The organism is Hyphomicrobium sp. CS1BSMeth3, assembly GCF_900117415.1.
Taxonomy (GTDB): domain Bacteria; phylum Pseudomonadota; class Alphaproteobacteria; order Rhizobiales; family Hyphomicrobiaceae.
The window spans coordinates 561,477-583,739 of the sequence record NZ_FPEI01000006.1; the positions used below are offsets into that span (position 1 = coordinate 561,477).

The window sequence follows — 22,263 nt, forward strand, 5'->3', positions numbered from 1 at the left end:
GGGGAGATCTATTCCGCTGCGGCTTTGGCCGCGGCCGGGCGCCACCTCAGACGCGGCTCGCGGGCCGCCTTGGTCTCGTCGAGGCGGCGGCGGGGGCTGAGCATCGGGGCCTCCTTGAAGCGGCTCTTGTCGTTGCCGTGCCTGGCCTCGTTGGCGAGGAAGCGCAGCGTACCGATGAACTGATCGAGGCTCTGCTTCGATTCCGATTCCGTCGGCTCGATCAGCATGGCGCCATGCACGACCAGCGGGAAGTACATGGTCATGGGGTGGTAGCCCTCGTCGATCATCGCCTTGGCGAAGTCGAGCGTGGTGACGCCCGTATCCTTGAGCCAGGTATCGTCGAAGAGGACCTCGTGCATGCAGGGCCGGTCGCCGGTCGGGCCGCCGAAGGGCTGGCTCATGACGTCCTTGAGACTCGCGCGGATGTAGTTCGCGGAAAGCACCGCATCCTCCGAGGCCTGCCGCATGCCGTCCGAGCCATGCGAAAGCATGTAGGTCAACGCGCGCACGTACATGCCCATCTGGCCGTGGAAGGCCGTCAGGCGGCCGAAGGGCGCGGCATCACCCGCCTCGCTCGCATCCTCGACGAGCGTGAGCTTGTCGCCGTCCTTGCGGATGAAGGGAAGGGGCGCGTAGGGCGCGAGCGCTGCCGAGAGCACGACCGGGCCGGCGCCGGGGCCGCCGCCGCCGTGGGGTGTCGAGAAGGTCTTGTGCAGGTTGATGTGCATGGCATCGACGCCGAGATCGCCGGGCCGCACCTTGCCGACGATCGCGTTGAAGTTGGCGCCGTCGCAGTAGAAGTAGGCGCCGGCCTCGTGCACCACCTTGGCGATCTCGACGATCTCGCGCTCGAAGAGCCCGCACGTATTGGGGTTGGTCAGCATGATCGCGGCGACATCCGGCCCGAGGGCGGCCTTGACGGCTTCCGCCGAGACGGTGCCATCCGCCATGGCCGGAATGGATTTCACGCGATAGCCCATGAAGGCTGCCGTCGCGGGGTTCGTGCCGTGGGCGCTGTCGGGCACGAGCACGACATCGCGCTTCGAGCCCTTCGCCTCATGCGCCGCCTTGATGGCGAGCATCCCGCACAGCTCGCCGTGCGCGCCCGCCTTGGGCGAGAGCGCGACAGCCGGCATCCCCGTCAGCTCCATGAGATAGCGCGCCAGCGTCTCCATGAGCTGGATGGCGCCCTGCACGGTGCTCTGCGGCTGCAAAGGATGGATGTCGCCGATGCCGGGAAGCCGGGCCATTTTCTCGTTGAGGCGCGGGTTGTGCTTCATCGTGCACGAGCCGAGCGGATACAACCCGCTGTCGATCGCGTAGTTCTTGCGCGAGAGGCGCACGTAGTGGCGCATGGTCTCTGGCTCGGTGAGGCCGGGCAGGCCGATCTCCGCCGAGCGCTCGAGCCCGCCGAGACGTGATTTGGCTTTTGGCGCTGCCGGCAGATCGACGCCGGTGCGGCCCGTGTCGCCGATCTCGAAGATCAGCGGCTCTTCATGATCGAGGCCGCGATTGCCCGTGAATGTCTGGATCTCGGCGATAGTGGCAGTGCCCGGCGCGGTCGGCCGGCCTTGTGTGTTCATGGCCATCACAGGACCTCCTTCAGCGCCGCGGCAAAGGCCGCGCGGTCATCATCGGTGTTGATCTCGGTGGATGCGACGAGGATCAGATCGGCAAGCTCCGGGTGATCCGGCTCGAGGCGCGAGACCGGTACGCCGCCGAGAATGTGGCGCTCGGCGAGCTTCTCGATTACGTCGGCAGCCTTGCCCGGCAGCCGAACCGTGAACTCGTTGAAGAACGTGTCGTTGAGCACGCTCACGCCCTTCACCTTGCCGAGGCGCTCGGCGAGATCGCAGGCATTGGCGTGGTTGAGTGCCGCGAGCTTTCTGAGCCCCGCTTCACCCAGCAGTGTCATGTGAATGGTGAAGGCGAGCGCGCAGAGGCCCGAGTTCGTGCAGATGTTGCTCGTCGCCTTCTCGCGGCGAATGTGCTGCTCGCGCGTCGAGAGCGTCAGCACATAACCGCGCTTGCCCTCGGCATCGACGGTCTCGCCCGCGAGGCGGCCTGGCATCTGGCGCACGAACTTCTCGCGTGTTGCAAAGAGCCCGACATACGGTCCGCCGAAGTTCAGGCCATTGCCGATGGACTGGCCCTCGCACACGACGATGTCGGCGCCCATGTCGCCGGGTGACTTCAGCGCGCCAAGTGCCACGACCTCCGTGACGACGACGACGAGCAGCGCGCCTTTGGCGTGCGCGGCGTCGGCAATCGGCTTCAGATCGCGGATGCTGCCGTAGACGCTTGGATACTGCACGACGACGCAGCTCGTCTCGCCGTCGATGGCGGCGGCTGCATCCTCCTTGCCCTGGGGATCAGGTGGCAGCTCAGCGACGGCCGTATCGCCCCACTTCGCGAGCGTCTCCGTCACTGCGCGATAGTGCGGATGGAGCCCGCCCGAGAGCACGGCTTTCTTCCGCCGCGTGATGCGATGCGCCATGAGCACGGCTTCGCCGCACGCCGTCGAGCCGTCGTACATGGAGGCATTGGCCACATCCATGCCCGTCAGCAGCGCCACCTGCGACTGGAACTCGAAGAGATACTGCAGCGTGCCCTGCGTGATCTCGGGCTGATAGGGCGTGTAGCTCGTCAGGAACTCCGAGCGCTGGATGAGATGATCGACGCTCGCCGGCACATGATGGCGGTAGGCGCCGGCACCGACGAAGAAGGGCACCGAGCCCGCCGATACATTGCGTGCGGAGAGGCGGCCGATCTCGCGTTCGACGGCGATCTCGCTCTGGGTCTTCGCGAGAGGCGGCAGCGACTTCAGCAGTTTGGCGTTCGGCACATCGGCGAACAGGTCGTCGATCGCCTTGACGCCGATCTTCGCGAGCATGTCCGCCCGGTCGGCATCATCGAGAGGAAGATAGCGCATGGTCGGACTCTTCGTTGGAGGAAGCTCTCAGTGATGATCGGCCATCCCGGCGATCGTGACCGTCGCGCGGATGGAGTTGGCGATGTAGCACTCGGCGTGCGCGCGCGTGTGGAGCGCGGCGATATCGGCGTCGGTTGGCTGCTTGTCGCCGGACCAGACGATCTTCGGATCGAGCGTGATCGCCGAGATGTAGAGCTTGCCAGCCTCGTTCGGCGTCATCACGCCGAGGGCATTGTCGGTATAGCTGTCGACGACGAAGCCCTGCCGCCCCGCGAACGCGAGAAAGAACAACATGTGGCAGGACGAGCAGGCGGCGACGAGCGCCTCCTCGGGATCGACCGCATCCGCGCGCGACATGGGCGGCTTGACGGAGGCCGGCGCAGGCGATGCCGGCACGACGATGCCCTCATCGAAGCGCCACTCGTGCGCGCGGCTGTACTTGTTGTCCGTGAAGACAGCGCCGACAGGGCGCTGCCAGTGGATGGTCGCCTGATAGGTGTGCGACATGGTGGGCCTCAGCCGTTCTTGGCAAAATCGTCGTAGGCGGCGCGGTCCATGAGCGCATCGAGCTCGGCGGGCTTCGCGAGACGGACCTTGAAGAACCACGCCTTGCCCTCGGCATCCTCGTTGACGAGGCCCGGCGTCGCGGCAAGATCGCCGTTGGCCTCGATCACTTCGCCCGTGACCGGCGAATAGACGTCGCTTGCCGCCTTCACGCTCTCGACGACGGCGACGGCTTCCTCGGCCGAGACCTTGCGTCCGACCTCGGGGACCTCGACGAACACGACGTCGCCGAGCTGGTCCTGCGCGTGCACGGTGATGCCGATGGTCGCGATATCTCCTTCAACGCGGATCCACTCGTGGTCCTTGCTGAACTTCTCGATGGCCATGAAGCGCTCCTGATTGTGGATGTCTGTTGACGGGTCAGCGCACGTAGCGGTGCGGCGTGAAGGGCATGTTCGCGATGGTTGCGGGAAGCGGCTTGCCGCGCACCATGAGCTGGATCTTCGTGCCGAGCTCGGCGTGCGCGCTTTCGACGTAGCCCATGGCAACCGGGCCGTTCACCGAGGGGCCGAAGCCGCCGGAGGTGATCGTGCCAATGGGCTTGCCGCTCATGTCCTGGATCTCGGTGCCCTCGCGCGCGGGCGCACGCCCCTCGGGCTTGACGCCGACGCGGCGGCGCTTGGGTCCGTTCGCCAGCTCGGCCTTGATGCGATCGGCACCGGGGAAGCCGCCTTCATCGCGGCGGCGCTTCTGGATGGACCACTGCAGGCGCGCCTCGATGGGCGAGGTCGTCTTGTCGATGTCATGGCCATAGAGGCAGAGGCCCGCCTCGAGACGGAGCGAATCGCGCGCGCCGAGGCCGATGGCTTCCACGTCGGGCGTTGCAGTCAGCAGGTTCCAGACCTTGGCGACATGCGCGTTCGGCACGGCGATCTCGTAGCCGTCCTCGCCCGTGTAGCCCGAGCGCGTGAGATGCACAGGCTGGCCGTCGAGCGTCGCGAAGCGGCCGCTCATGAAGCTCATGCTCTCGATGTCCGGAATGAGCTTGGAGAGCACGGCCACAGCACGCGGGCCCTGCAGGGCGATCAGCGCGTGGGCGTCGTCCACGTCGAGGCGGACGCCTGCTGGGAGATGTTTCGCGATATGGGCGTAGTCGGCGTCCTTGCAGCCGGCGTTGACGACGAGCAGCAGCGTGCCGTCGCTCTGGTTGCCTTCCGGGCGCGTGATCATGAGATCGTCGAGAATGCCCCCGTCAGCCGCGAGGAGCTGCGAATAGCGCTGCTGGCCGGGCTTGAGATTGAGGATGTCGGCCGGGACGAGGGCCTCGAGTGCGCCAGCCGTCGTTGCATGGTCCGGCCCGTGCAGCCAGCAGATGCCCATGTGGCTCACGTCGAAGAGCCCGGCCTTCTCGCGCGTCCAGAGGTGCTCCTTGAGCACGCCGAGCGGATACTGCACGGGCATGTCGTAGCCCGCGAACGGCACCATCTTGGCGCCCGCGGCGACGTGCAGATCATAGAGGGGAGTTCGCCGGAGCGGCGCGCTGGCAGTCGGATCGGCGCTCATCGTAACGAGGTTCCACGCGGCTCTGAGCCCGCGCGACCATTCGCGCGTGCCGGAGCCCCCTCTGTCACGGAACCTGAGAGATTCCGGTCACCTGCCCTTTCAGGCGAGCGACCTTACCCCTTCGGTGAGCCGGCCTTGCCACCGGCTGCTTTCCAGAGCGCCATCAATCTGCGGTCCTTTTGCCTGAGAGGTTCCGGGGCGGTTGCTCCTTCGGCGCCTGCGCGCAAGCCCGCAAGGGCCTGCGTGCCGGTCTCTTCCGCAGATGTCGACTGGCGGTGCGAGAATAGGCAGCCTGCCGCACCTGTCAATCGGCGGCTGTCATAGGGTGCGGGGATAAGATCTCAGCCGGCGCCCGGCGCCGTCTGCTCGAAACCGACGAAGACGTCGATCTCGCCCGGGCGCGATCCTTCGGGAATGTCGAACGTGACCGTGCGTACCTGCGAGAAGTACGCAATCGGATTGTCGAGCGTGACGCTCGCCTCCACGCTCGTGCGGTCGCCGCCGATGGCCGCGCGCTTCGGGTCGCGCACGGATACCTGGACCGGCAGCGCGATCACACCGGGGCGGCCGCGCGGGCCCAGCAGAATGCGTCCCGAGAAGCCGTACTTCACGGTTACGCGCGTGCCCTCGATGCTGCACTCGCGGGCCGTGCGCGTGATCTCGCCGCGATGCATGACGCCGAGGCTGTCGCCGGCGCGTCCGGGCTCGTAGATGGTCACGTGATGGTCGCGCGATGCGATCTGGAAACGTGGGCAGCCATGGGCGACACCGGCGCCGCCACCACCGGCCCCGTCCGCCTTGGCGGAGGAGAGCATGCTTTCTTCCGTGATGCGCCCAGGCGAGCCTGTCGAGCCCGTGCCGCCGAACATGCCGCCGCCCATACCGGACGTCAGCGTGGACATGCCGCAGCCGGAAAGCAGCAGGGCAAGAGCCGAAGCCCCGAACAGGCATATGCCGACTCGGCGCGGCGAATGCCGCCGCAGGGGCGCGCGGTCTCTGCTCGGCATGTAGGCGGGCCCCCCTGCCATCATTGATGCTCGCGTCCCGGCCGTACGGGAACGCACCCCATTGCTCTTGATTTTATTCGGCAACTGTAGCACCTCGCTCAAACCCGTGCCAAGCTGCAGAGCCAAGATGCAGGATTGGCGGAACGCTCTTCTCGCATCTCTTGCGGCTTGCTCCAACGTCGGTTCGACATCCCCATGCCCGCTCGCCCGCCGCTGACCATTCTGCTCGCCGCCCCGCGCGGTTTTTGTGCCGGCGTGGACCGAGCCATCCAAATCGTGGAGCTAGCGCTCGCTCGATTCGGCGCCCCGGTCTACGTGCGCCACGAGATCGTTCACAACCAATTCGTGGTCGAGAACCTCCGTCGGAAAGGCGCCATATTTGTGGAGGAGCTCGACGAAATTCCAGATACGGACGCGCCTGTGATATTTTCGGCGCATGGCGTACCGAAGGCCGTCCCTGCGGCCGCCCGCCAGCGTAAACTCTTTTACCTTGATGCGACCTGCCCGCTCGTTTCGAAGGTCCATGTCGAGGCAGAGCGCCACCATGCCGCAGGCAACGAGATCCTCCTGATCGGCCATGCCGGCCACCCCGAGGTGATCGGCACCATGGGGCAGCTCCCCGAGGGGGCCGTCCGCCTTATCGAAACCTCCGATGATGCGCGCACGGTGCTTCCCGGCAATCCCGAGCGCCTCGCCTTCATTACGCAGACGACCCTCTCGGTCGACGACACCGCCGAGATCGTCGCCATCCTCAAGGAGCGCTTTCCGGCGATCGTCGGTCCGCACAAGGAGGACATCTGCTACGCGACGACGAACCGGCAGGCGGCGGTCAAAAGCATCGCACCGCGCTCGGACCGCGTGATCGTTGTCGGCGCGCCCAACAGCTCGAACTCGCTGCGCCTCGTCGAGGTGGCCGAGCGGGCGGGCTGCCCCAAGGCGCTCCTCATCCAGCGCGCGCACGAGATCAACTGGGCGGATTTCGAAGGAATCACCACACTCGGCGTGACGGCGGGGGCTTCGGCGCCGCAGGTGCTCGTCGACGAGATCATCGATGCCTTCCGCGCGCGCTACGACGTGACCGTCGAAAGCGTCGTCACGGCGAACGAGAATATTGCCTTCAATGTACCGCGTGAGCTGAGAGACGACGCGCAGCCGCGCGCGAGCCGCCGCGTGCAGGGGTAAGGCACTATGGCCGTCTACACGGAAGTTTCCGACGACGACCTCGTGCGCTTTCTCGAAAGCTATCCGCTCGGGACGCTACTGTCGTGCAAGGGCATTGCCGAGGGCGTCGAGAATACGAACTATCTCGTGCGCACGGAGCAGGGGCCGTTCATCCTGACGCTCTACGAGAAGCGCGTGCACCGCGAGGATCTGCCCTTCTTCCTGGGGCTCATGGAGCATCTGGCGCAGAACGGATTGAGCTGCCCGACGCCGGTGCGCGATCGCCATGGCGTCATGCTGCAGGAGCTGGCCGGGCGGCCGGCGGCGCTCGTGACATTCCTCGATGGCGTGTGGATCAGGCGGCCGAGGGTCGACCACTGCGCAGCCGTCGGCAAGGCGCTCGCCGAGCTGCATCTTGCCGGACGCGGCTTTGAGATTCGCCGGGAGAATGCGCTGGGTCTCGCCGGCTGGCGCCCGCTCTATGAGCGTTTCCGCGCGCGGGCGGATGAGATCTTCGCCGGCCTCGGCGCGCTCATCGAGGGCGAGCTCGCGCATCTCGAAGCGAGCTGGCCACGCGACGTCCCACAAGGCGTGATCCACGCCGATCTCTTCCCCGACAATGTCTTCTTCATCGGCGACCGCCTGTCGGGCCTGATCGACTTCTACTTCGCCTGCAATGACGCGCTCGCCTATGACTTGGCCGTCTGCCTCAATGCCTGGTGCTTCGAGGCCGACAACTCGTTCAACCTGACGAAGGGCATGGCGATGCTGCGCGCCTATGATGCGGTACGGCCGCTCGAGCCGGCCGAGCGCGCATCCCTGCCGCTGCTCGCGCGCGGCTCGGCGCTGCGCTTCCTGCTGACGCGCGCCTATGACTGGATCAACACGCCGGAAGGTGCGCTGGTCAAGCGCAAGGACCCGCTCGAATACGTGCGGCGCCTGCGCTTCCACCAGTCGGTGGCCTCGGCCGGCGAGTACGGGCTCGAGAAGCGCTGATGGCAGGCAGGGCGAAGCCGCATGTGATCATCCATACGGATGGCGCCTGCTCGGGCAATCCGGGGCCGGGCGGTTGGGGTGCGATCCTCGAGTCCGGGGAGCATCGCAAGGAGCTTTCCGGCAGTGAGGCGCAGTCGACCAACAACCGCATGGAGCTGATGGCCGCGATCGCAGCGCTGGAGGCACTGAAGGGCTCCTCGCGCGTCGATCTGTGGACCGACTCCAACTATCTCCGCGACGGCATCACGAAGTGGATCCACGGTTGGCGCCGCAATGGTTGGAAGACGGCCGACAAGAAGCCGGTGAAGAACGTCGAGCTGTGGCAGCGCCTCGAAGAAGCCGTGAAGCGCCATACCATCGAGTGGCACTGGCTCAAGGGCCACGCCGGCCATCCCGAAAACGAACGCGCCGATGAGCTTGCCCGAGAGGCCATCAAGGCGCTGAGGGAGAGTGGGGGTGGTGCTTAGTCGCGCAGTAGCTCACGCTGTTCGTCTTGCGTGAGCATCGCAAACTGCGCCAGCAAGCGCTGTCCTTTGGCATGGGCTATCGCAGCCATGATGCTGCGCACAGCGACGTCGTCCTCGGCAGATGCGAGATCGCGCAATGCCGGTGTGAGAATTGTCTTCCAAGCGGCCCGATATGGCCCAATCCACGAGAGCGGCAAAGGCGGGTTTTGGGTGGATAGGCGTGCCTCTTCGATCGAGGCGACTAGCGCATAGGCATTCCAGTCGGCTGTCGGTGCATTCTCAACTATTTGGATAAGCTCAGGAACCGCTGCGTAGGCCGCTGTGTCGACGTTTCCTTGATGAAGAAGCCTCTCCCAAAGCTCTTTTGATGCTGTCACGCCTCCGCCACGCCTCCACGCGTCGAGTGCGGGGCGCGGATCAAACGGTTGGCGATCCCCTCCCAGCAGGCTCGACCAGTCAATTTGATCCTGCACCAGGCAATCTCCTCGGTCGGGTTGGCAGGACTAGGTAGAATGCACCGCCCGGCTGTCTGCCGGTGCCTCCTCGCGCTCGTTCATGCCGTAGTCGCGGATGACGATCGCAATGCGCAGGCGGTAGTCGGCGAAGATGCCGGCGCGCCCTTTCGCCTGCGCGCCCCGGTGCGCCATGGTGTTGCGCCACTGGCGCACGGCCTCCTCGTCGCGGAAGAAGGAGAGCGAGAGAACTTTTTTCGGGTCCGTGAGGCTCTGGAAGCGCTCCACGGAAATGAAGCCGTCGATCTTTTCGAGAACGGGTCTGAGGCTCGCGGCGATGTCGAGATACTCTTCCTTGCGCCCTTCGGCGGGGGTGACTTCGAAGATGACCGCGATCATGTCTTCTCTCCGTGGGGCATGGATACGCACTTCAGGAATGTCCGGTCCTCGCGCAGCAGGAATTTCTCCCGCTGGGCGAACAGGTAATTCTCGCGTCCGAGCGGATCGGCCGCAAGCCGGGCACGATAGGCCTCATAGGCGGCGAGGCTCGGGATATTATAGATGCCATAGGCGAGCGTGCTCGAGCCCTCATGGGGAGCATAGTAGCCGATCAGGTCGGCGCCGCAGCGGGGGATGGCCTGGCCCCAATTGCGCGCATAAGTGGCGAACTCGTCCTTTTTGGTCGGGTCGATATGATAGCGGATGATGCAGGTCAGCATGGCGGGGCTCCTGTTCCGGGTGGTTTTCCCGGCAGGATGGCGCGGGGTGCGCGAGCGATGCTTCGGCGGCGATCGAACCGATCGAAAAAAGCCTGAAAGACGCCTACAGTCCCACGGCGAGTCGGGGGGCGTGAGGAGAATGGTCCGATGACCGAGAGCGGGGCCAATCCAGCGGCGGACGACGAGATCGTCACCCGCGGCCACTGCCTGTGCAAGGCCGTGCGCTACGAGTTCAGCGGCAAGCCGCGCTGGGTCATGCATTGCCATTGCGCGAGCTGCAGGCGCGCGGTCGGCTCGGCGGTCGCGACCTATGTCGGCGTGATTGCCGCGCGCACCCGCTACACGGGTGAGCAGCCGAGAAGCCACGAGAGCTCGCCGGGCGCCTTTCGCCATTTCTGCGGGACGTGTGGCACGCCCATCGCCTATACCGGGGCGCGCTGGCCGGACGAGATTCATTTCTATCACGGCACGCTGGAGAACCCGTCCGCATGGCCGCCGACGGGTCACGCTCATGTCGTCGAGCGGGTGGATTGGTTTGAGGTGCACGACGAGCTGCCGCGCTACGAGGCCCTCGCGGGCAAGGGCGCGAAACCTGTACGAATTGGGCCGCAATAGGGGAGCGGATGTCATGTGGGGGAATGGGCGCGCCGTCCGTATCGTGACGGCAATCATGCTGGGTCTTGCCACACTCTTTTCAGCGCATTCAGGAGCCGAAGCCCGCAATGTGACCGTCTCGGTCGGCGGGCAAGCCATCGTGCTCGTCATCGATCCCGACCAGTGCGAGCTCGATCGCGGTCATGCTTCCGACAGCCGCGTGTACGATCTCGTCGAGCGCGGTCTTGCCGGACACAACGAGCTGCTGCTCGCCGCGGCCGATTGCACGCAGATCCCGCCATGGCGCAATGGCGAGCGGCCGACGCTCGACGATTTCACGCAAGTGCAGGTGGGGCTGCAGTTCCGCACCCAGGATCTGAAGGGGCGGGAAATTCAAACCGCCAACGAGATCTGCACGGCATTGCGCCAGCAGGGCGACGCGCTCGTGAGCGGCCCCGTCGGCGCGGTGCGCGAGCGTTTCAACCAAGTCAGCGATGCGGTGAAGCTCAACGAGACCAAGTTCATCGGGGTCGTCCACGAGGATCCCGAGGCCTGCTACGCAAGTCTCGTGCAGCGCATCCGTACCGAGCAGGGCGCCGACAAGCTGATCCTCTGCGTCTACGGCCACGTGGTCGTGCGCGGGCGCCTTCTCTACATCTACCGCTTCACGGAGGGCGAAAGCTTTGCCTCGCTCTTGCGCTTGACCGAGCTCCTGCGGAAGTCCGTGCAGGCTCACCTCGACGCGAACCGGTGAGGGGCTTGGGCGCCATTTGCCGTGCGCTCACGAGGCAAAGAGAATAAGGAGGGCACATGAGCAGCGATCAAACGCTTCGGCCCAATTCGGAGGTCCGTGTCGGCGATGTCACCTTCGGTGCGCGCCGTCCTGTCGCCGTCTTTGCCGGGCCTTGCCAGATGGAGAGCCGCGCCCACGCCCTCGAGATGGCGAGCGCGCTGAAGGAGATTGCGGCGCGTCTCGGCTTGGGGCTCGTCTACAAGACGAGCTTCGACAAGGCGAACCGCACCTCGCTCTCGGGAAAGCGCGGCATGGGCCTTTCAGCCGCACTCGACGTGTTCGCCGAGATCCGCTCGAGCCTCGGGCTTCCCGTCGTGACGGATGTGCATGAGGCCGCGCAATGCGCGACGCTCGCCGAGGTCGTCGATGTCCTGCAGATCCCGGCCTTCATGTGCCGCCAGACCGACCTCCTCGTCGCAGCGGCAAAGACCGGCCGGGTGGTCAAGGTCAAGAAGGGCCAGTTCCTCGCGCCCTGGGACATGAAAAACGTCGTCGCGAAGATTACCGGCAGCGGCAACCCGAACGTGCTCGTCACCGAGCGGGGCGCCTCCTTCGGCTACAACACGCTCGTCGTCGACATGCGATCGCTGCCGATCATGGCTGAGACGGGGGCGCCCGTGATCTTCGATGCCACGCATTCGGTCCAGCAGCCGGGCGGACAGGGCACCAGCTCAGGCGGCGACCGCCGGTACGTGCCGGTGCTCGCGCGGGCGGCCGTGGCCGTTGGCGTTGCGGGGCTTTTCATCGAGACGCACCAGGATCCCGACAATGCGCCGTCGGATGGTCCGAACATGGTGCCGCTCAAGGACTTCGAAGGCCTCATGCGCGAGCTGATGGCCATCGACGCGCTGGTCAAGGGGCGTGCGCCGGCCTGATTTTTCCACGCGATTCTGCCGCGGTGGGAACGCTTCGCGACTCACTCTACAACTCGACAGGTCGTTGTAGAGGGAGTGGGGCATGGCGACGGGGGCAGCGCGGGTACGACCGCGCGAGAGGGGCAGTAGCGACGCGCAGGCCTATCTCGGCGTAACCGCCTCGGCGCGCGGCTACACATGGCGCGAGCGCCTGGCGCCAGGCGCCGCAAACACCGCGATCGCCATCAGCCAGCAGCATGGTTTGCCGGAGCTGCTCGGGCGCGTGCTCGCGGCGCGCGGTATCACGATCGAGGAGGTGCCGAACGTCCTCGAGCCAACCATCCGCGCGCTCATGCCGGACCCGAGCACGCTCAATGATATGGACAAGGCCGCCCGCCGCCTCGCTGACGCGATCGTCAAGCGCGAGCGCGTTGCCGTATTCGGCGACTACGACGTCGATGGCGCGTGCTCGTCGGCCCTGATGCGGCGCTTCTTCAATGCGCATGGCCTCGATGCGACGATCTACATCCCGGATCGCATGTTCGAGGGCTATGGGCCGAACGTGCCGGCCATCCAGGGCCTCGTCGAGAAGGGCGCCCAGCTCATCGTGACCGTGGACTGCGGCACGACGAGCTTCGAGGCGCTGGCTCCGCAGCACCGCGGCAAGACGGACGTGCTCGTCATCGACCATCACCAGGCCGACGAGCAGCTCCCGGAGGTCTCGGCCGTCGTCAATCCGAACCGGCAGGATGACCTCTCCGGGCTCGGGCATCTCTGTGCGGCGGGCGTCGTGTTCATGCTGCTCGTCGCGACGACGCGCGAGCTGCGCCAGCGCGGACACTACGACAAGAACGGCCGCCCGCCCGATCTTCTCGCCATGCTCGATCTCGTCGCGCTGGCGACCGTTTGCGACGTCGTGCCGTTGCAGACGCTCAATCGCGCCTATGTCACGCGCGGGCTCGAGGTCATGCGCCAGCGCCAGAATGTGGGCCTGCGCGCGCTCGTCGATGCGGCTGGCCTCAATCAGCCGCCGACGCCCTATCTGCTGGGCTTCGTGCTCGGTCCACGCATCAATGCGGGCGGGCGCATTGGCGATGCGGCGCTCGGTGCGCGCCTCCTTTCACTCGACGACGAGACCGAGGCCGCACGCATTGCCGTGCAGCTCGACAAGCTCAATCGCGAGCGGAAGGCCATCGAGACGGCGATGCTCGAAGAGGCCACGGCCGAAGCCGACCGGCTCATCGACGAGGTGCCGGATCTGCCCATGCTCGTCGTTGCCTCGGAGCGTTGGCACAAGGGTGTCGTCGGTCTCGTGGCAAGCCGGCTCGTGGAGCGTTTTGGCCGGCCGGCGTGCGTGATCGCCTGGGAGGAAGGTGGGCAAGGCACAGGCTCGCTGCGTTCCATCGCCGGCGTCGACATCGGCGCGGCTGTACGTGCTGCGACGGCCGACGGCCTGCTGCTCAAGGGCGGCGGTCACGCGATGGCGGCGGGACTGACGGTTGTGCGCGAAAAATTCGAGGCGGCACGCACGTACCTCGCCGAGCAGGTGGCCTCGCCCGCCACGACCGCGCGAGTGGCGCGCGCGCTCGAAATCGATGGGGCTCTCACGCCCGCTGCCGCCAACGACACGCTCGTCGATCTGATCGAGCGCGCGGGGCCGTACGGTCAGGGCAATCCGCAGCCGCGCTTCGTCTTCCCGGCGCATCGCGTGCGCTTTGCCAAGGTCATGGGCGAGGCGCACCTGCGCGTGACGCTCGAAGCCGATGACGGCAGTCGCCTCGAAGGCGTCGCTTTCCGCGCCGTCGGCCAGCCGCTCGGCGAGATGCTGACGAATACGGGCGGGATGCCGATTCATGTGGCGGGCAACCTGCGCCGCGATACCTGGGGCGGCCGCCAGCGCATCGAGCTGCAAATCGAGGACGCGGCTGATCCGCGGAAGTAGTTCGCGCCTGCGGCGCGACGAGGGCTAGCCCTCGCGCTCCCACCGGGAGGGACACCCTCCCGGACCCGCCCGTCTTTATGCGCTGATCGCTCGCCGCGGACGCACAGATCCCTTCTCCCTGTCCGTCACGGGGAGAAGGGTAGCGGCTTGCGCTGACGTTGGCGTTTGTCGCCGCCCCTCACCCTAACCCTCTCCCCGCAAGGGCGGGGAGAGGGGATGATGGAGCGCTCGGGGCGTGCTCCGAGTCCATAAAAGACGGGGGTTCCGGGGGTGTCCCCCGGGTGGGTTACAGGGCGGCAGCCCTGTTCGCGCCGGAGGCGCGACCGAGAGCGCGGCCTACGGCCCCTTGTGTCTTGGGCCCCCAGGCGCTAGGGGTTCAGCCTTCCAGCAGCACAGGCAAAAAAACCGAGGCGCCATGCCCGCATCCGCGCTTATGAACGTCATGATCGGGGCGGCCCGCAAGGCCGGGCGCAGCCTTGCGCGCGACTTCGGCGAGGTGTCGCAGCTCCAGGTCTCGGTCAAGGGCCCGGCGAATTTCGTCTCGGCGGCCGATCAGCGGGCTGAGGAAATCGTCTATCGCGAGCTCGCCAAGGCCCGCCAGGGCTATGGCTTCCTCATGGAGGAGGGCGGCGAGATCGAGGGGGACGACAAGACGCACCGCTGGATTGTCGATCCGCTCGACGGCACGACGAACTTCCTGCATTCGATCCCGCTCTTCTCCATCTCGATCGCGCTGGAGCGTGAGGGCGAGCTGGTTGCCGGCCTCATCTACAACCCGGTGAGCGATGAACTCTATACGGCGGAGAAGGGAAAAGGCGCCTTTCTCAATGACAAGCGCCTGCGTGTTGCGGCGCGCCGCTCGCTTCAGGACAGCGTCCTGACGACGGGCATCCCGTTCCGTGGGCGTGGGGGATATGAGCGCTTCGAGCGCGAAACGGCCCCGCTCATGCGCGAGGTTGCAGGTCTGAGGCGCACGGGCGCTGCGTCGATCGACCTCGCATGGACCGCCGCTGGGCGCTTTGACGGCTATTGGGAGCACGATCTGCAACCCTGGGACATGGCGGCGGGCATCGTGCTTCTGAGAGAGGCGGGCGGCATCGCGACGGATGTGGCCGGCGGCGAGGAGATGCTGGACAAGGGCAGCATTGTCGCGGCCAACCCGACGATCCACAAGCTGCTGCTGGCATCCCTGCGGAAGGCGTGATCCACAACTCTGATCGATCTTTTTCGCGATGTGGTCGGACCGTTGTGATTTTCGCCACAGTCTCTGGTTGTTTTGCCACGATCATCGGGTAGTGTTTTGCTGCACTGCGTGCTGACTGCCGCGTTCCACGGCGGCTCTGTGATGTGGCTTATGTGTGAGGCGGAGTTGAGCAATGGCGAGAGCGCGGCCGACTGAGCTGGCGTCCAGGCGGCTACATCGCACGCTCAATACGCCGGGGCCCTTCCTGCGCGGGATGCTGGTCTTCCTGATGGTCGTCGCATTGTGCGGCGCCATTCTCTATCAGCAGATCCAGCACGCCTTCTGGGCCAATCCGGTTCTCAACGGCTTCATCCTGACGGTGCTGGTCATCGGCATTCTGCGGGCCTTCGGACAGGTCATCCGCCTCTATCCCGAAATCCGCTGGGTCAATGCCTTCCGCATTGCCGATCCCGGTCTCGCCATCGAGCACAAGCCGGTGCTGCTGGCACCCATGGCGACGATGCTGCGCGACCGCACGGGGCAGCTCTCGCTGTCGACATCGTCGATGCGCTCGATCATGGACTCGATCGGCGGCCGCCTCGACGAAGCGCGCGATACGGGCCGCTATCTCGTCGGCCTTCTCGTGTTTCTTGGTCTGCTCGGCACGTTCTGGGGCCTTCTCGACACCATCCAATCGGTCGGCACGACGATCAACTCGCTCGACACCAAGGGCAGCGATAGCGTGCTCATGTTCGAGGAGCTGAAGTCGGGCCTTTCCGGTCCGCTTCGCGGCATGGGCACGGCATTCTCCTCATCGCTGATGGGCCTCGGCGGCTCGCTGGTTCTCGGCTTTCTCGATCTGCAGACGAGCCATGCTCACAACCGCTTCTACAACGAGCTCGAGGAATGGCTCTCGGGCATCACCGAGCTGACGCCGGGCGGCGAGCACGCCGGGGAGGTCGGACAGCAGCTTTTCGGCGTGCTCTTCGAGGTCCAGCGCACGATCGCAGAGCTTTCCGATCGCATTCACATGATCGGGGCTTCGGGCGGGCAGAACGCCGAGAACATGCGCGATGTCGGTCGCGGGCTCCAGGAGGTCGTCGGCCAGATGCGGGCCGAGCAGAAGATCGTGCGCGAGTGGGTGGATGAGCAGGCGGCGCGCCAGGCCGAGATGGCATCGGCGCTGCGCGATCTTGCAGCCCGCGGCAATGCGCGGCGGGGCGGGAGCAGCTAAAGCATGGCGCGCACACGCTCACGGCGCTCCAACGAGTACGGCGAGTTCTGGCCGGGCTACGTCGACGTCATGTCGACGCTGCTGCTCACCTTCGTGTTCCTGCTCTCGCTGTTCATGCTGGCGCAGTACTTCGTCAGTCAGGAGTCCGGGCGCAAGGACACGGCACTCGGCAAGCTGAACCTGCAGATTGCGGAGCTGACGAGCCTGCTTTCACTGGAGAAGGGCAAGAGCCGCGGGCTCGAGGACGAGCTTGCGGCGATCCAGGCGACGCTTGCGGCTGCGCGCGCAGAAAGTGCCCGTCTCTCCGGGCTGGCTGGTCTCGATGCGGAGCGCGCCGGCACCGCGGAGACGCGCGTCAGCGCGCTCACGAAGGAGCTCGAAGGCCAGAAGGAGATTTCGAGCGAGGCGCTCGCCAGGGTCGATCTCCTCAATCAGCAGCTTCTTGCCTTGCGGCGCCAGATCGCGGCGCTGAACGAGGCGCTGGCTGCGGCCGAAGCCAAGGACAAGGACTCGCAGGCGCGTATCACCGATCTCGGCGCGCGGCTCAATGTCGTGCTCGCCCGGCAGGTCCAGGAGCTGCAGCGCTATCGTTCGGACTTCTTCGGCCGCCTGCGTGAGCTGCTGAGGGACCGCAAGGACATTCGCATCGTCGGCGATCGCTTCATCTTCCAGTCGGAGGTGCTTTTTCCATCGGGGCAGGCGACGATGACGCCCGAAGGTCTTGCGGCCATCGACCAGCTCGCTTCGGCCATCGTCGAGCTGGAGCGCCAGATCCCCAAGGAGATCAGCTGGGCCTTGCAGGTAGATGGGCACACGGATCAGCGGCCCATTGCGAGCAGCGCCTTCCCGTCGAACTGGGAGCTGTCGAGCGCCCGCGCCACCAGCGTCGTGAAGTATCTGATCAGCCGCGGCGTGCCGCCCAACCGTCTCGTCGCGGCAGGTTATGGCGAGTTCGCCCCCCTCGAGGATGGGACCAGCGAAGAGGTCCTGCGACGGAACCGGCGCATCGAGCTCAAGCTCACGAACCGCTAAGCACTTGAGTAACAGCGAATTTTTGAAGGACTCTAAACAGCGGCTCGGCAGACCCTGCGGCGGCCCGCTCAGTTGCGGCTCGGGGCCGATGCGCGCTATAAGGCGACAACTCGGTTGCGAAAAACACTGGATGTTGACCCCGAAAGTCGAGTATTCCCCTAGGGAATTGCGGCGACGACGATCGGGTGCGCCGTTTTAGTGGGCGCGAGAACGCTTGGTGAGCGGACAAATGCATAAGGCACATGGTCACGAGGATCACGGCAAGCCGCTGAGCGAGAGCGCGGTCATCGAGCTGCTGCGCCACGCCCGGCTGCGCCCGACGCGCCAGCGCCTCGCGCTTGGTGGGCTTCTGTTCACGGAGCACGGCCGCCACGTGACCGCAGAAATTCTCCACGCCGAGGCCGTGGCAGGCGGCGAGCGCGTCTCGCTCGCGACCGTCTACAACACGCTGCACCAGTTCAAGCGGGCCGGTCTCGTGCGCGAGCTCGCGATCGATGGCACGCGGACGTACTTCGACACGAACACGTCGAACCACAGCCACTTCTATATCGAGCAGGATGGCCGACTGGTGGACATCCCCGATGGCTCCATCCGCGTCGATGGCCTGCCGACCCCGCCCGAGGGCATGCGCATCAGCCACGTGGACGTGGTCGTGCGCCTCGTCGAGGACACCCGCAAGTAAGCGGCGGGTTGGCGCTCTTCAGCGCTTCCTTGCAGAACGTTTCCTGGAACCGCGGGCATCGTGCGACGCTCGCGGTTTTGTTTTGGCGTGCTCAGCCCGGGAACTTGTAGTCGAGCAGACGGGCGTTCATGTAGCCCTGCTCGGCAATGCGGTTCCAGGCCATGAGCTCGCGGCGCGCCTTGAGATAGGACTGCGCAACCTCGCGCGTGAGCTGGTCCTTGTCGTCGAGCATTTCCTGGAGCACCTCGCCGGCGGCGGTGCCATAGGCGATCAGGAAGTCGTTCGGGAAGCGGCGGAGCTGCACATTGTGCTGCTGGATGAGCGTCTGCAGGGCCTGCCCGTTGCGCCCGTTGAACTCCGAGAGGAGCTTGTCGGCCTCGGCCTTGCAGCATTCCTCGAAGATGCGCTGGACATCCTTCGGCAGCGCCGTGAACTTCTTCTTGTCGACGGTGACTTCGAGCGTCGTGCCGCCCTCGTGCATGCCGGGCCAGTAGTAGTACTTCGCGACCTTGTGGAAGCCGAAGGCGAGGTCGTTGTAAGGGCCGACCCACTCGGTAGCATCGATGGCGCCGGACTGAAGGGCCGCAAACAGCTCACCGCCCGGCAGGTTGATGATCGTCATGCCGAGCTTCTTCAGCGCTTCGCCGCCGAGGCCCGGAATGCGCATCTTCATGCCCTTGACGCTGTCGATGCCGGTGATCTCCTTGTTGAACCACCCGCCCATCTGCACGCCCGTACCGCCGGCATGGAAACCCTTGAGGCCGAACGGGTCGAGGATCTTGTCCCAAAGCTCCTGACCGCCGCCGTAGTTCATCCAGGCGGTGGTCTCGCTGCAGGTGAGGCCGAACGGCACGGCCGAGTAGAACTGGAGCGCCTTGTTCTTGTTCGGCCAGTAGTAGGGCGCGGCGTGCATGAGATCGGCGGCGCCGCGCGTCACGGCGTCGAAGCTCTCGAAGGGCGGCACGAGCTCGCCGGCGGCGAACACCTTGATCGTCAGGCGGCCATCAGTTGCGGCCGTCACGCTTTCGGCAAAGCGGTTTGCGCCGGTGCCGAGGCCCGGGAAATTCTTCGGCCAGGTCGTGACCATCTTCCACTCGGTCTTGCCCTGGGCAATGGCCGGGGCGGCGAGGGCGGACGTTCCGGCCGCGGCGCCGGCGAGCGCCGCGCCTTTCAGGAACTGGCGGCGCTTCATGGGCCTCGATTCGCGCATTTCGGGGATCCTCCCTTAGATCAAAAGGCGCGCCTTGTGGCGCGTTGGACGGCTCTTTATTGGGTTCGCGGAGGCTTGGAAAGCGCATTCATGCCGCAGGAAAACTAGAGCCACGGTGCCACCGCGGCGCTCCATTTATCGGACAAAATGGGCAAATTTCTGCGGCCGCGCAGGGTGCGCAACCCGCGCCGTGGACGTGCGGGCGCGAGGCGTGGGTGATGCTCAGGCGACGCTGGCGCGCAGCAGGTCGTGGACGTGGACGAGGCCGATCGGCCGGCCGGCTTCGACGACGAAGAGTGCCGTGATCCGCGATTTGTTGAGGATGTCGAGCGCGGAAGAGGCGAGCGCGCTCGGTTTGATCGTTTTCGGGTTGGGCGTCATGATCTGGCCGGCCGTCGCCGACAGCAGACTTGGCCCCATGTGGCGGCGAAGGTCGCCGTCGGTGATGATGCCGACGAGCTTGCCGTCGCCATCGACAATGCCGAGACAGCCGAGTGCCCGTTGCGTCATCGTGACGAGGGCGCTCGTCATGGGCTCATCGACGCGGGCAAGCGGCAGCCGGTCGTCCTTGTGCATGAGGTCGGAGACGAACTTGAGCTGCGCGCCGAGCGATCCGCCCGGATGGAAGACTTTGAAGTCCGTCGCGGTGAAGCCGCGCGCCTCGAGCAGCGCGACGGCGAGGCAGTCGCCGATAACGAGCTGCATGGTTGTCGAGGTCGTGGGTGCGAGCCCGTGCGGGCAGGCCTCGCTCGCGCGCGGCAGCTCGATGACGATATCGGAGGCCTGGCCGAGCGCCGACGACGCGCGCGACGTGATCGAGATCAGCGGCACGCCGAAGCGGCGCGAGTAGGTCACGAGCGTTTTGAGCTCGATGGTCTCGCCCGACCACGAGATCGCGAGCAGCACGTCTTTCGGCGTGACCATGCCGAGATCGCCGTGCGCGGCTTCCGACGGATGAATGAAGAAGGCGGGCGTGCCCGTCGAGGCGAGCGTCGCCGCGATCTTGCGCCCGATGTGTCCCGATTTTCCGATGCCGCTGACGATGACGCGGCCGGCGGCGCTGCTGAGCACCCGGACGGCCTCCTGGAAGGTCTCGCCAAGACCATTCTGGAGAGCGGCCGCCAGCGCCGTGAGCCCTGAGCTTTCGGCCTCGAGCGTGCGCAGTGCACTTGCGATGGCGGGCGGCGTCTTGCTCGTGGTGGCAGGCTGAGATTTGGTGGACATGGACCGTGGGCGGTGAGCGGCAGATGCCATGACTATAACCCCCGTCCCGGGCGCGCAAAGCCCCGAGATGATACGTGGCCGAACGAATCGGCCTCCCCTGGGGCGGATGTGACACGAGGCGCGGGCGCCGCGCAAGTCGCGCAACGCAGCACCTCGCCATCGACCAAGTGATTTGCCCACAATGATGAACTAGAACGAAGATGTGAACGGCGTACGCGGACGGCCGCGTGCGGAAGAAGGAGCGCGATTGGATGGAAAAGCGGACGATCAATGCCGCCGATGCGCCGGCGCCCGCAGGCACTTATTCACAGGCCATCGAGGTGCGGAACGCCACGCGCACCCTCTATGTGAGCGGCCAGATTCCGGTCGCGGTGGATGGTACGGTGCCGACCGCGTTCGCGGATCAGGCGCGCGTTGCCTGGCAGAACGTCGTGGCGCAGCTCCATGCAGCCGGCATGACGCTCGACGATCTCGTCAAGGTGACGATCTTTCTTTCCGATCGCCGCTACATTCCCGAATATAGGCAGGTGCGCAGCGAATTCCTGGGCGAGCGTAGGCCTGCATTGACCTGCATCATCACCGGCATCTTTGACACGGCGTGGCTGCTCGAAATCGAGGCGGTCGCTTGCGCGTAGAGCGGCACGAAAAGAAAAGCATCACGGAGGAAACAAAGAGCATGACCGAAGCAAGCGCTCCCGCGCCGCGGCGCCCATGGACACCCGCCACGTACTATCCCGATCCCGCCATCCGCATTCTGCATCCGAGCTTTCAGCGCTATGTCATCGCGCTCGGCGCGGTCGAGCGCCTCGCGACGGGCTTTCGCTGGGCAGAGGGCCCGGTGTGGTTCGGCGATGGGCGCTATCTGCTCTGGAGCGACATTCCCAACAATCGCATCATGCGCTGGGATGAGGAGACGGGCGTCACCTCGGTCTTCCGCAAGCCCTCCGACTTCGCCAATGGCAATACGCGCGACAGGCAAGGCCGGCTCGTCACGTGCGAGCATGGTGGCCGCCGCGTTACGCGCACGGAGTACGACGGCACGATCACCGTCCTCGCCGATCGCTACGATGGCAAGCGGCTCAACTCACCGAACGACATTGTCGTGAAATCCGACGGCAGCATCTGGTTCACCGATCCACCCTTCGGTCTGCTCAGCGACTACGAGGGCCACAAGGCCGAGCAGGAGCTGCCGCACGGGCTCTATCGCATCGACGGCACGTCCGGCCGATTGGAGATGCTGGCAGACGACATTGCTGGGCCGAACGGCCTCGCCTTCTCGCCGGACGAGAGCGTTCTCTATGTGGTCGCGTCACGCGCGCAGCCCAATCGCGAGATCATTGCCTATGACGTGACGGCAGATGGCACGCGCCTTGCCAATCGCCGCGTCGTCATTGATGCGGCCGGTGGCACGCCGGATGGCTTCCGCTGCGATACGGATGGCAATCTCTGGTGCGGCTGGGGCATGGGCACGGAGGAGCTCGACGGCGTGCGCATCTTCGCGCCGGATGGCCGGCCGATCGGGCACATCGCGCTGCCTGAACGCTGTGCCAACCTCTGCTTTGGCGGCCTCAAGCGGAACCGCCTGTTCATGGCCTCGAGCCAGTCGCTCTATGCGGTTTACGTGAACGCGCAGGGCGTGAAGGGCGGTTGAGCGAGGGCCGCCCCGGGCCTAACATGGCAGTGTTCCAACCAATCAATGAAACACGAGGAAATG

24 protein-coding genes and 1 riboswitch are annotated in these 22,263 nt (G+C 65.8%); of the genes, 13 read left to right on the forward strand and 11 right to left on the reverse strand.

Annotated elements, in window-relative coordinates; translation table 11 throughout:
• Window positions 1-8 precede the first annotated feature (8 nt).
• From gcvPB to CS1BSM3_RS17695, 6 genes are all read right to left on the reverse strand, one after another.
• Entirely contained in the window at window positions 9-1,589 is a 1,581-nt protein-coding gene (gcvPB, locus tag CS1BSM3_RS17670; RefSeq protein ID WP_072389114.1) for an aminomethyl-transferring glycine dehydrogenase subunit GcvPB, read from the reverse strand.
• The gene (gene gcvPA, locus CS1BSM3_RS17675; protein ID WP_072389116.1) at window positions 1,589-2,932 is read right to left on the reverse strand and encodes an aminomethyl-transferring glycine dehydrogenase subunit GcvPA; all 1,344 of its coding nucleotides are present in this window, start codon (window positions 2,930-2,932) and stop codon (window positions 1,589-1,591) included. The genes gcvPB and gcvPA overlap by 1 nt, the downstream gene beginning before the upstream one ends.
• Window positions 2,933-2,959: 27 nt before the next feature.
• The gene (locus tag CS1BSM3_RS17680; RefSeq protein ID WP_072389118.1) at window positions 2,960-3,439 is read right to left on the reverse strand and encodes an OsmC family protein; all 480 of its coding nucleotides are present in this window, start codon (window positions 3,437-3,439) and stop codon (window positions 2,960-2,962) included.
• 8 nt (window positions 3,440-3,447) lie between these two features.
• Window positions 3,448-3,822: a glycine cleavage system protein GcvH gene (gene gcvH / locus CS1BSM3_RS17685; RefSeq protein ID WP_072389120.1), complete on the reverse strand. Its 375-nt coding sequence runs from the start codon at window positions 3,820-3,822 to the stop codon at window positions 3,448-3,450.
• A 34-nt stretch (window positions 3,823-3,856) separates the two neighbouring features.
• Window positions 3,857-4,999 (reverse strand): glycine cleavage system aminomethyltransferase GcvT, encoded by a 1,143-nt coding sequence (gene gcvT / locus CS1BSM3_RS17690; RefSeq protein ID WP_072389122.1) that lies wholly within the window; start codon window positions 4,997-4,999, stop codon window positions 3,857-3,859.
• Between the two features lie 161 nt (window positions 5,000-5,160).
• Window positions 5,161-5,268: riboswitch (glycine riboswitch) on the reverse strand.
• 72 nt (window positions 5,269-5,340) lie between these two features.
• Window positions 5,341-5,901 (reverse strand): hypothetical protein, encoded by a 561-nt coding sequence (locus CS1BSM3_RS17695; protein ID WP_244540552.1) that lies wholly within the window; start codon window positions 5,899-5,901, stop codon window positions 5,341-5,343.
• Between the two features lie 300 nt (window positions 5,902-6,201).
• Here CS1BSM3_RS17695 and ispH point away from each other — a divergent pair, with 300 nt between their 5' ends.
• The 3 genes from ispH to rnhA are packed head-to-tail and all read left to right on the forward strand — an operon-like array spanning window position 6,202 to window position 8,630.
• Entirely contained in the window at window positions 6,202-7,188 is a 987-nt protein-coding gene (ispH, locus tag CS1BSM3_RS17700; protein ID WP_072389126.1) for a 4-hydroxy-3-methylbut-2-enyl diphosphate reductase, read from the forward strand.
• Window positions 7,189-7,194: 6 nt separating this feature from the next.
• Window positions 7,195-8,163, forward strand: coding sequence for a homoserine kinase (locus CS1BSM3_RS17705; RefSeq protein WP_072389128.1), 969 nt, complete (start codon window positions 7,195-7,197; stop codon window positions 8,161-8,163).
• Window positions 8,163-8,630 carry a ribonuclease HI gene (gene rnhA / locus CS1BSM3_RS17710; protein WP_072389130.1) on the forward strand — a complete coding sequence of 156 codons (468 nt, stop codon included), beginning with the start codon at window positions 8,163-8,165 and terminating at the stop codon, window positions 8,628-8,630. The genes CS1BSM3_RS17705 and rnhA overlap by 1 nt, the downstream gene beginning before the upstream one ends.
• Here the strand turns inward: rnhA and CS1BSM3_RS17715 are convergent.
• From CS1BSM3_RS17715 to CS1BSM3_RS17725, 3 genes are read right to left on the reverse strand one after another with little or no spacing between them, the layout of a single operon-like run.
• Window positions 8,627-9,103, reverse strand: a complete 477-nt coding sequence (locus tag CS1BSM3_RS17715; protein ID WP_083528688.1) for a hypothetical protein — start codon at window positions 9,101-9,103, stop codon at window positions 8,627-8,629. The genes rnhA and CS1BSM3_RS17715 overlap by 4 nt on opposite strands.
• A 30-nt stretch (window positions 9,104-9,133) precedes the next feature.
• Window positions 9,134-9,481: an antibiotic biosynthesis monooxygenase family protein gene (locus tag CS1BSM3_RS17720; RefSeq protein WP_072389134.1), complete on the reverse strand. Its 348-nt coding sequence runs from the start codon at window positions 9,479-9,481 to the stop codon at window positions 9,134-9,136.
• Complete coding sequence (locus tag CS1BSM3_RS17725; RefSeq protein ID WP_072389136.1) at window positions 9,478-9,801, reverse strand: NIPSNAP family protein; 324 nt, start codon at window positions 9,799-9,801, stop codon at window positions 9,478-9,480. The genes CS1BSM3_RS17720 and CS1BSM3_RS17725 overlap by 4 nt, the downstream gene beginning before the upstream one ends.
• 147 nt (window positions 9,802-9,948) lie before the next feature.
• Here CS1BSM3_RS17725 and CS1BSM3_RS17730 point away from each other — a divergent pair, with 147 nt between their 5' ends.
• From CS1BSM3_RS17730 to irrA, 8 genes are all read left to right on the forward strand, one after another.
• Window positions 9,949-10,416 (forward strand): GFA family protein, encoded by a 468-nt coding sequence (locus CS1BSM3_RS17730; protein ID WP_072389137.1) that lies wholly within the window; start codon window positions 9,949-9,951, stop codon window positions 10,414-10,416.
• 13 nt (window positions 10,417-10,429) lie between these two features.
• Window positions 10,430-11,149 carry a hypothetical protein gene (locus tag CS1BSM3_RS17735; protein ID WP_072389139.1) on the forward strand — a complete coding sequence of 240 codons (720 nt, stop codon included), beginning with the start codon at window positions 10,430-10,432 and terminating at the stop codon, window positions 11,147-11,149.
• A gap of 56 nt (window positions 11,150-11,205) precedes the next feature.
• Complete coding sequence (gene kdsA / locus CS1BSM3_RS17740; protein WP_072389141.1) at window positions 11,206-12,063, forward strand: 3-deoxy-8-phosphooctulonate synthase; 858 nt, start codon at window positions 11,206-11,208, stop codon at window positions 12,061-12,063.
• Between the two features lie 82 nt (window positions 12,064-12,145).
• Window positions 12,146-13,984 carry a single-stranded-DNA-specific exonuclease RecJ gene (recJ, locus tag CS1BSM3_RS17745; protein ID WP_072389143.1) on the forward strand — a complete coding sequence of 613 codons (1,839 nt, stop codon included), beginning with the start codon at window positions 12,146-12,148 and terminating at the stop codon, window positions 13,982-13,984.
• A gap of 415 nt (window positions 13,985-14,399) precedes the next feature.
• On the forward strand, window positions 14,400-15,188 hold the full coding sequence (locus CS1BSM3_RS17750; protein WP_072389145.1) for an inositol monophosphatase family protein: 789 nt from the start codon (window positions 14,400-14,402) through the stop codon (window positions 15,186-15,188).
• Between the two features lie 172 nt (window positions 15,189-15,360).
• Window positions 15,361-16,401: a flagellar motor protein MotA gene (locus CS1BSM3_RS17755; protein WP_072389147.1), complete on the forward strand. Its 1,041-nt coding sequence runs from the start codon at window positions 15,361-15,363 to the stop codon at window positions 16,399-16,401.
• A gap of 3 nt (window positions 16,402-16,404) precedes the next feature.
• The gene (locus CS1BSM3_RS17760; protein ID WP_072389149.1) at window positions 16,405-17,433 is read left to right on the forward strand and encodes a peptidoglycan -binding protein; all 1,029 of its coding nucleotides are present in this window, start codon (window positions 16,405-16,407) and stop codon (window positions 17,431-17,433) included.
• A gap of 229 nt (window positions 17,434-17,662) precedes the next feature.
• Window positions 17,663-18,115 (forward strand): iron response transcriptional regulator IrrA, encoded by a 453-nt coding sequence (gene irrA / locus CS1BSM3_RS17765; protein ID WP_072389151.1) that lies wholly within the window; start codon window positions 17,663-17,665, stop codon window positions 18,113-18,115.
• A 91-nt stretch (window positions 18,116-18,206) separates the two neighbouring features.
• Here the strand turns inward: irrA and CS1BSM3_RS17770 are convergent, their stop codons facing one another.
• Both CS1BSM3_RS17770 and CS1BSM3_RS17775 read right to left on the reverse strand, forming a co-directional pair.
• Entirely contained in the window at window positions 18,207-19,325 is a 1,119-nt protein-coding gene (locus tag CS1BSM3_RS17770) for a TRAP transporter substrate-binding protein (protein WP_244540553.1), read from the reverse strand.
• A 222-nt stretch (window positions 19,326-19,547) separates the two neighbouring features.
• Window positions 19,548-20,549 (reverse strand): KpsF/GutQ family sugar-phosphate isomerase, encoded by a 1,002-nt coding sequence (locus CS1BSM3_RS17775; RefSeq protein ID WP_072389153.1) that lies wholly within the window; start codon window positions 20,547-20,549, stop codon window positions 19,548-19,550.
• Between the two features lie 251 nt (window positions 20,550-20,800).
• On the opposite strand from CS1BSM3_RS17775, the gene CS1BSM3_RS17780 reads away from it, so the two are divergent.
• Together CS1BSM3_RS17780 and CS1BSM3_RS17785 are read left to right on the forward strand one after the other, a co-directional pair.
• Window positions 20,801-21,184 (forward strand): RidA family protein, encoded by a 384-nt coding sequence (locus CS1BSM3_RS17780; RefSeq protein WP_072389155.1) that lies wholly within the window; start codon window positions 20,801-20,803, stop codon window positions 21,182-21,184.
• A 41-nt stretch (window positions 21,185-21,225) separates the two neighbouring features.
• On the forward strand, window positions 21,226-22,200 hold the full coding sequence (locus CS1BSM3_RS17785) for an SMP-30/gluconolactonase/LRE family protein (protein ID WP_072393965.1): 975 nt from the start codon (window positions 21,226-21,228) through the stop codon (window positions 22,198-22,200).
• The last annotated feature ends 63 nt before the right edge of the window (window positions 22,201-22,263 follow it).

Bases quoted from the DNA above. Each gene is read 5' to 3' on its own strand.
- CS1BSM3_RS17695 (WP_244540552.1), bottom strand. From the start codon at position 5,901: ATGTCCACGCTGACGTCCGGTATGGGCGGCGGCATGTTCGGCGGCACG.
- ispH (WP_072389126.1), top strand. From the start codon at position 6,202: ATGCCCGCTCGCCCGCCGCTGACCATTCTGCTCGCCGCCCCGCGCGGT.
- CS1BSM3_RS17735 (WP_072389139.1), top strand. From the start codon at position 10,430: ATGTGGGGGAATGGGCGCGCCGTCCGTATCGTGACGGCAATCATGCTG.
- CS1BSM3_RS17680 (WP_072389118.1), bottom strand. From the start codon at position 3,439: ATGTCGCACACCTATCAGGCGACCATCCACTGGCAGCGCCCTGTCGGC.
- gcvH (WP_072389120.1), bottom strand. From the start codon at position 3,822: ATGGCCATCGAGAAGTTCAGCAAGGACCACGAGTGGATCCGCGTTGAA.
- kdsA (WP_072389141.1), top strand. From the start codon at position 11,206: ATGAGCAGCGATCAAACGCTTCGGCCCAATTCGGAGGTCCGTGTCGGC.
- gcvT (WP_072389122.1), bottom strand. From the start codon at position 4,999: ATGAGCGCCGATCCGACTGCCAGCGCGCCGCTCCGGCGAACTCCCCTC.
- CS1BSM3_RS17750 (WP_072389145.1), top strand. From the start codon at position 14,400: ATGCCCGCATCCGCGCTTATGAACGTCATGATCGGGGCGGCCCGCAAG.
- recJ (WP_072389143.1), top strand. From the start codon at position 12,146: ATGGCGACGGGGGCAGCGCGGGTACGACCGCGCGAGAGGGGCAGTAGC.
- CS1BSM3_RS17730 (WP_072389137.1), top strand. From the start codon at position 9,949: ATGACCGAGAGCGGGGCCAATCCAGCGGCGGACGACGAGATCGTCACC.
- gcvPB (WP_072389114.1), bottom strand. From the start codon at position 1,589: ATGGCCATGAACACACAAGGCCGGCCGACCGCGCCGGGCACTGCCACT.
- gcvPA (WP_072389116.1), bottom strand. From the start codon at position 2,932: ATGCGCTATCTTCCTCTCGATGATGCCGACCGGGCGGACATGCTCGCG.
- CS1BSM3_RS17705 (WP_072389128.1), top strand. From the start codon at position 7,195: ATGGCCGTCTACACGGAAGTTTCCGACGACGACCTCGTGCGCTTTCTC.
- CS1BSM3_RS17755 (WP_072389147.1), top strand. From the start codon at position 15,361: ATGGCGAGAGCGCGGCCGACTGAGCTGGCGTCCAGGCGGCTACATCGC.
- CS1BSM3_RS17780 (WP_072389155.1), top strand. From the start codon at position 20,801: ATGGAAAAGCGGACGATCAATGCCGCCGATGCGCCGGCGCCCGCAGGC.
- CS1BSM3_RS17720 (WP_072389134.1), bottom strand. From the start codon at position 9,481: ATGATCGCGGTCATCTTCGAAGTCACCCCCGCCGAAGGGCGCAAGGAA.
- CS1BSM3_RS17760 (WP_072389149.1), top strand. From the start codon at position 16,405: ATGGCGCGCACACGCTCACGGCGCTCCAACGAGTACGGCGAGTTCTGG.
- CS1BSM3_RS17785 (WP_072393965.1), top strand. From the start codon at position 21,226: ATGACCGAAGCAAGCGCTCCCGCGCCGCGGCGCCCATGGACACCCGCC.
- CS1BSM3_RS17725 (WP_072389136.1), bottom strand. From the start codon at position 9,801: ATGCTGACCTGCATCATCCGCTATCATATCGACCCGACCAAAAAGGAC.
- irrA (WP_072389151.1), top strand. From the start codon at position 17,663: ATGCATAAGGCACATGGTCACGAGGATCACGGCAAGCCGCTGAGCGAG.
- CS1BSM3_RS17770 (WP_244540553.1), bottom strand. From the start codon at position 19,325: ATGCGCGAATCGAGGCCCATGAAGCGCCGCCAGTTCCTGAAAGGCGCG.
- CS1BSM3_RS17775 (WP_072389153.1), bottom strand. From the start codon at position 20,549: ATGTCCACCAAATCTCAGCCTGCCACCACGAGCAAGACGCCGCCCGCC.
- rnhA (WP_072389130.1), top strand. From the start codon at position 8,163: ATGGCAGGCAGGGCGAAGCCGCATGTGATCATCCATACGGATGGCGCC.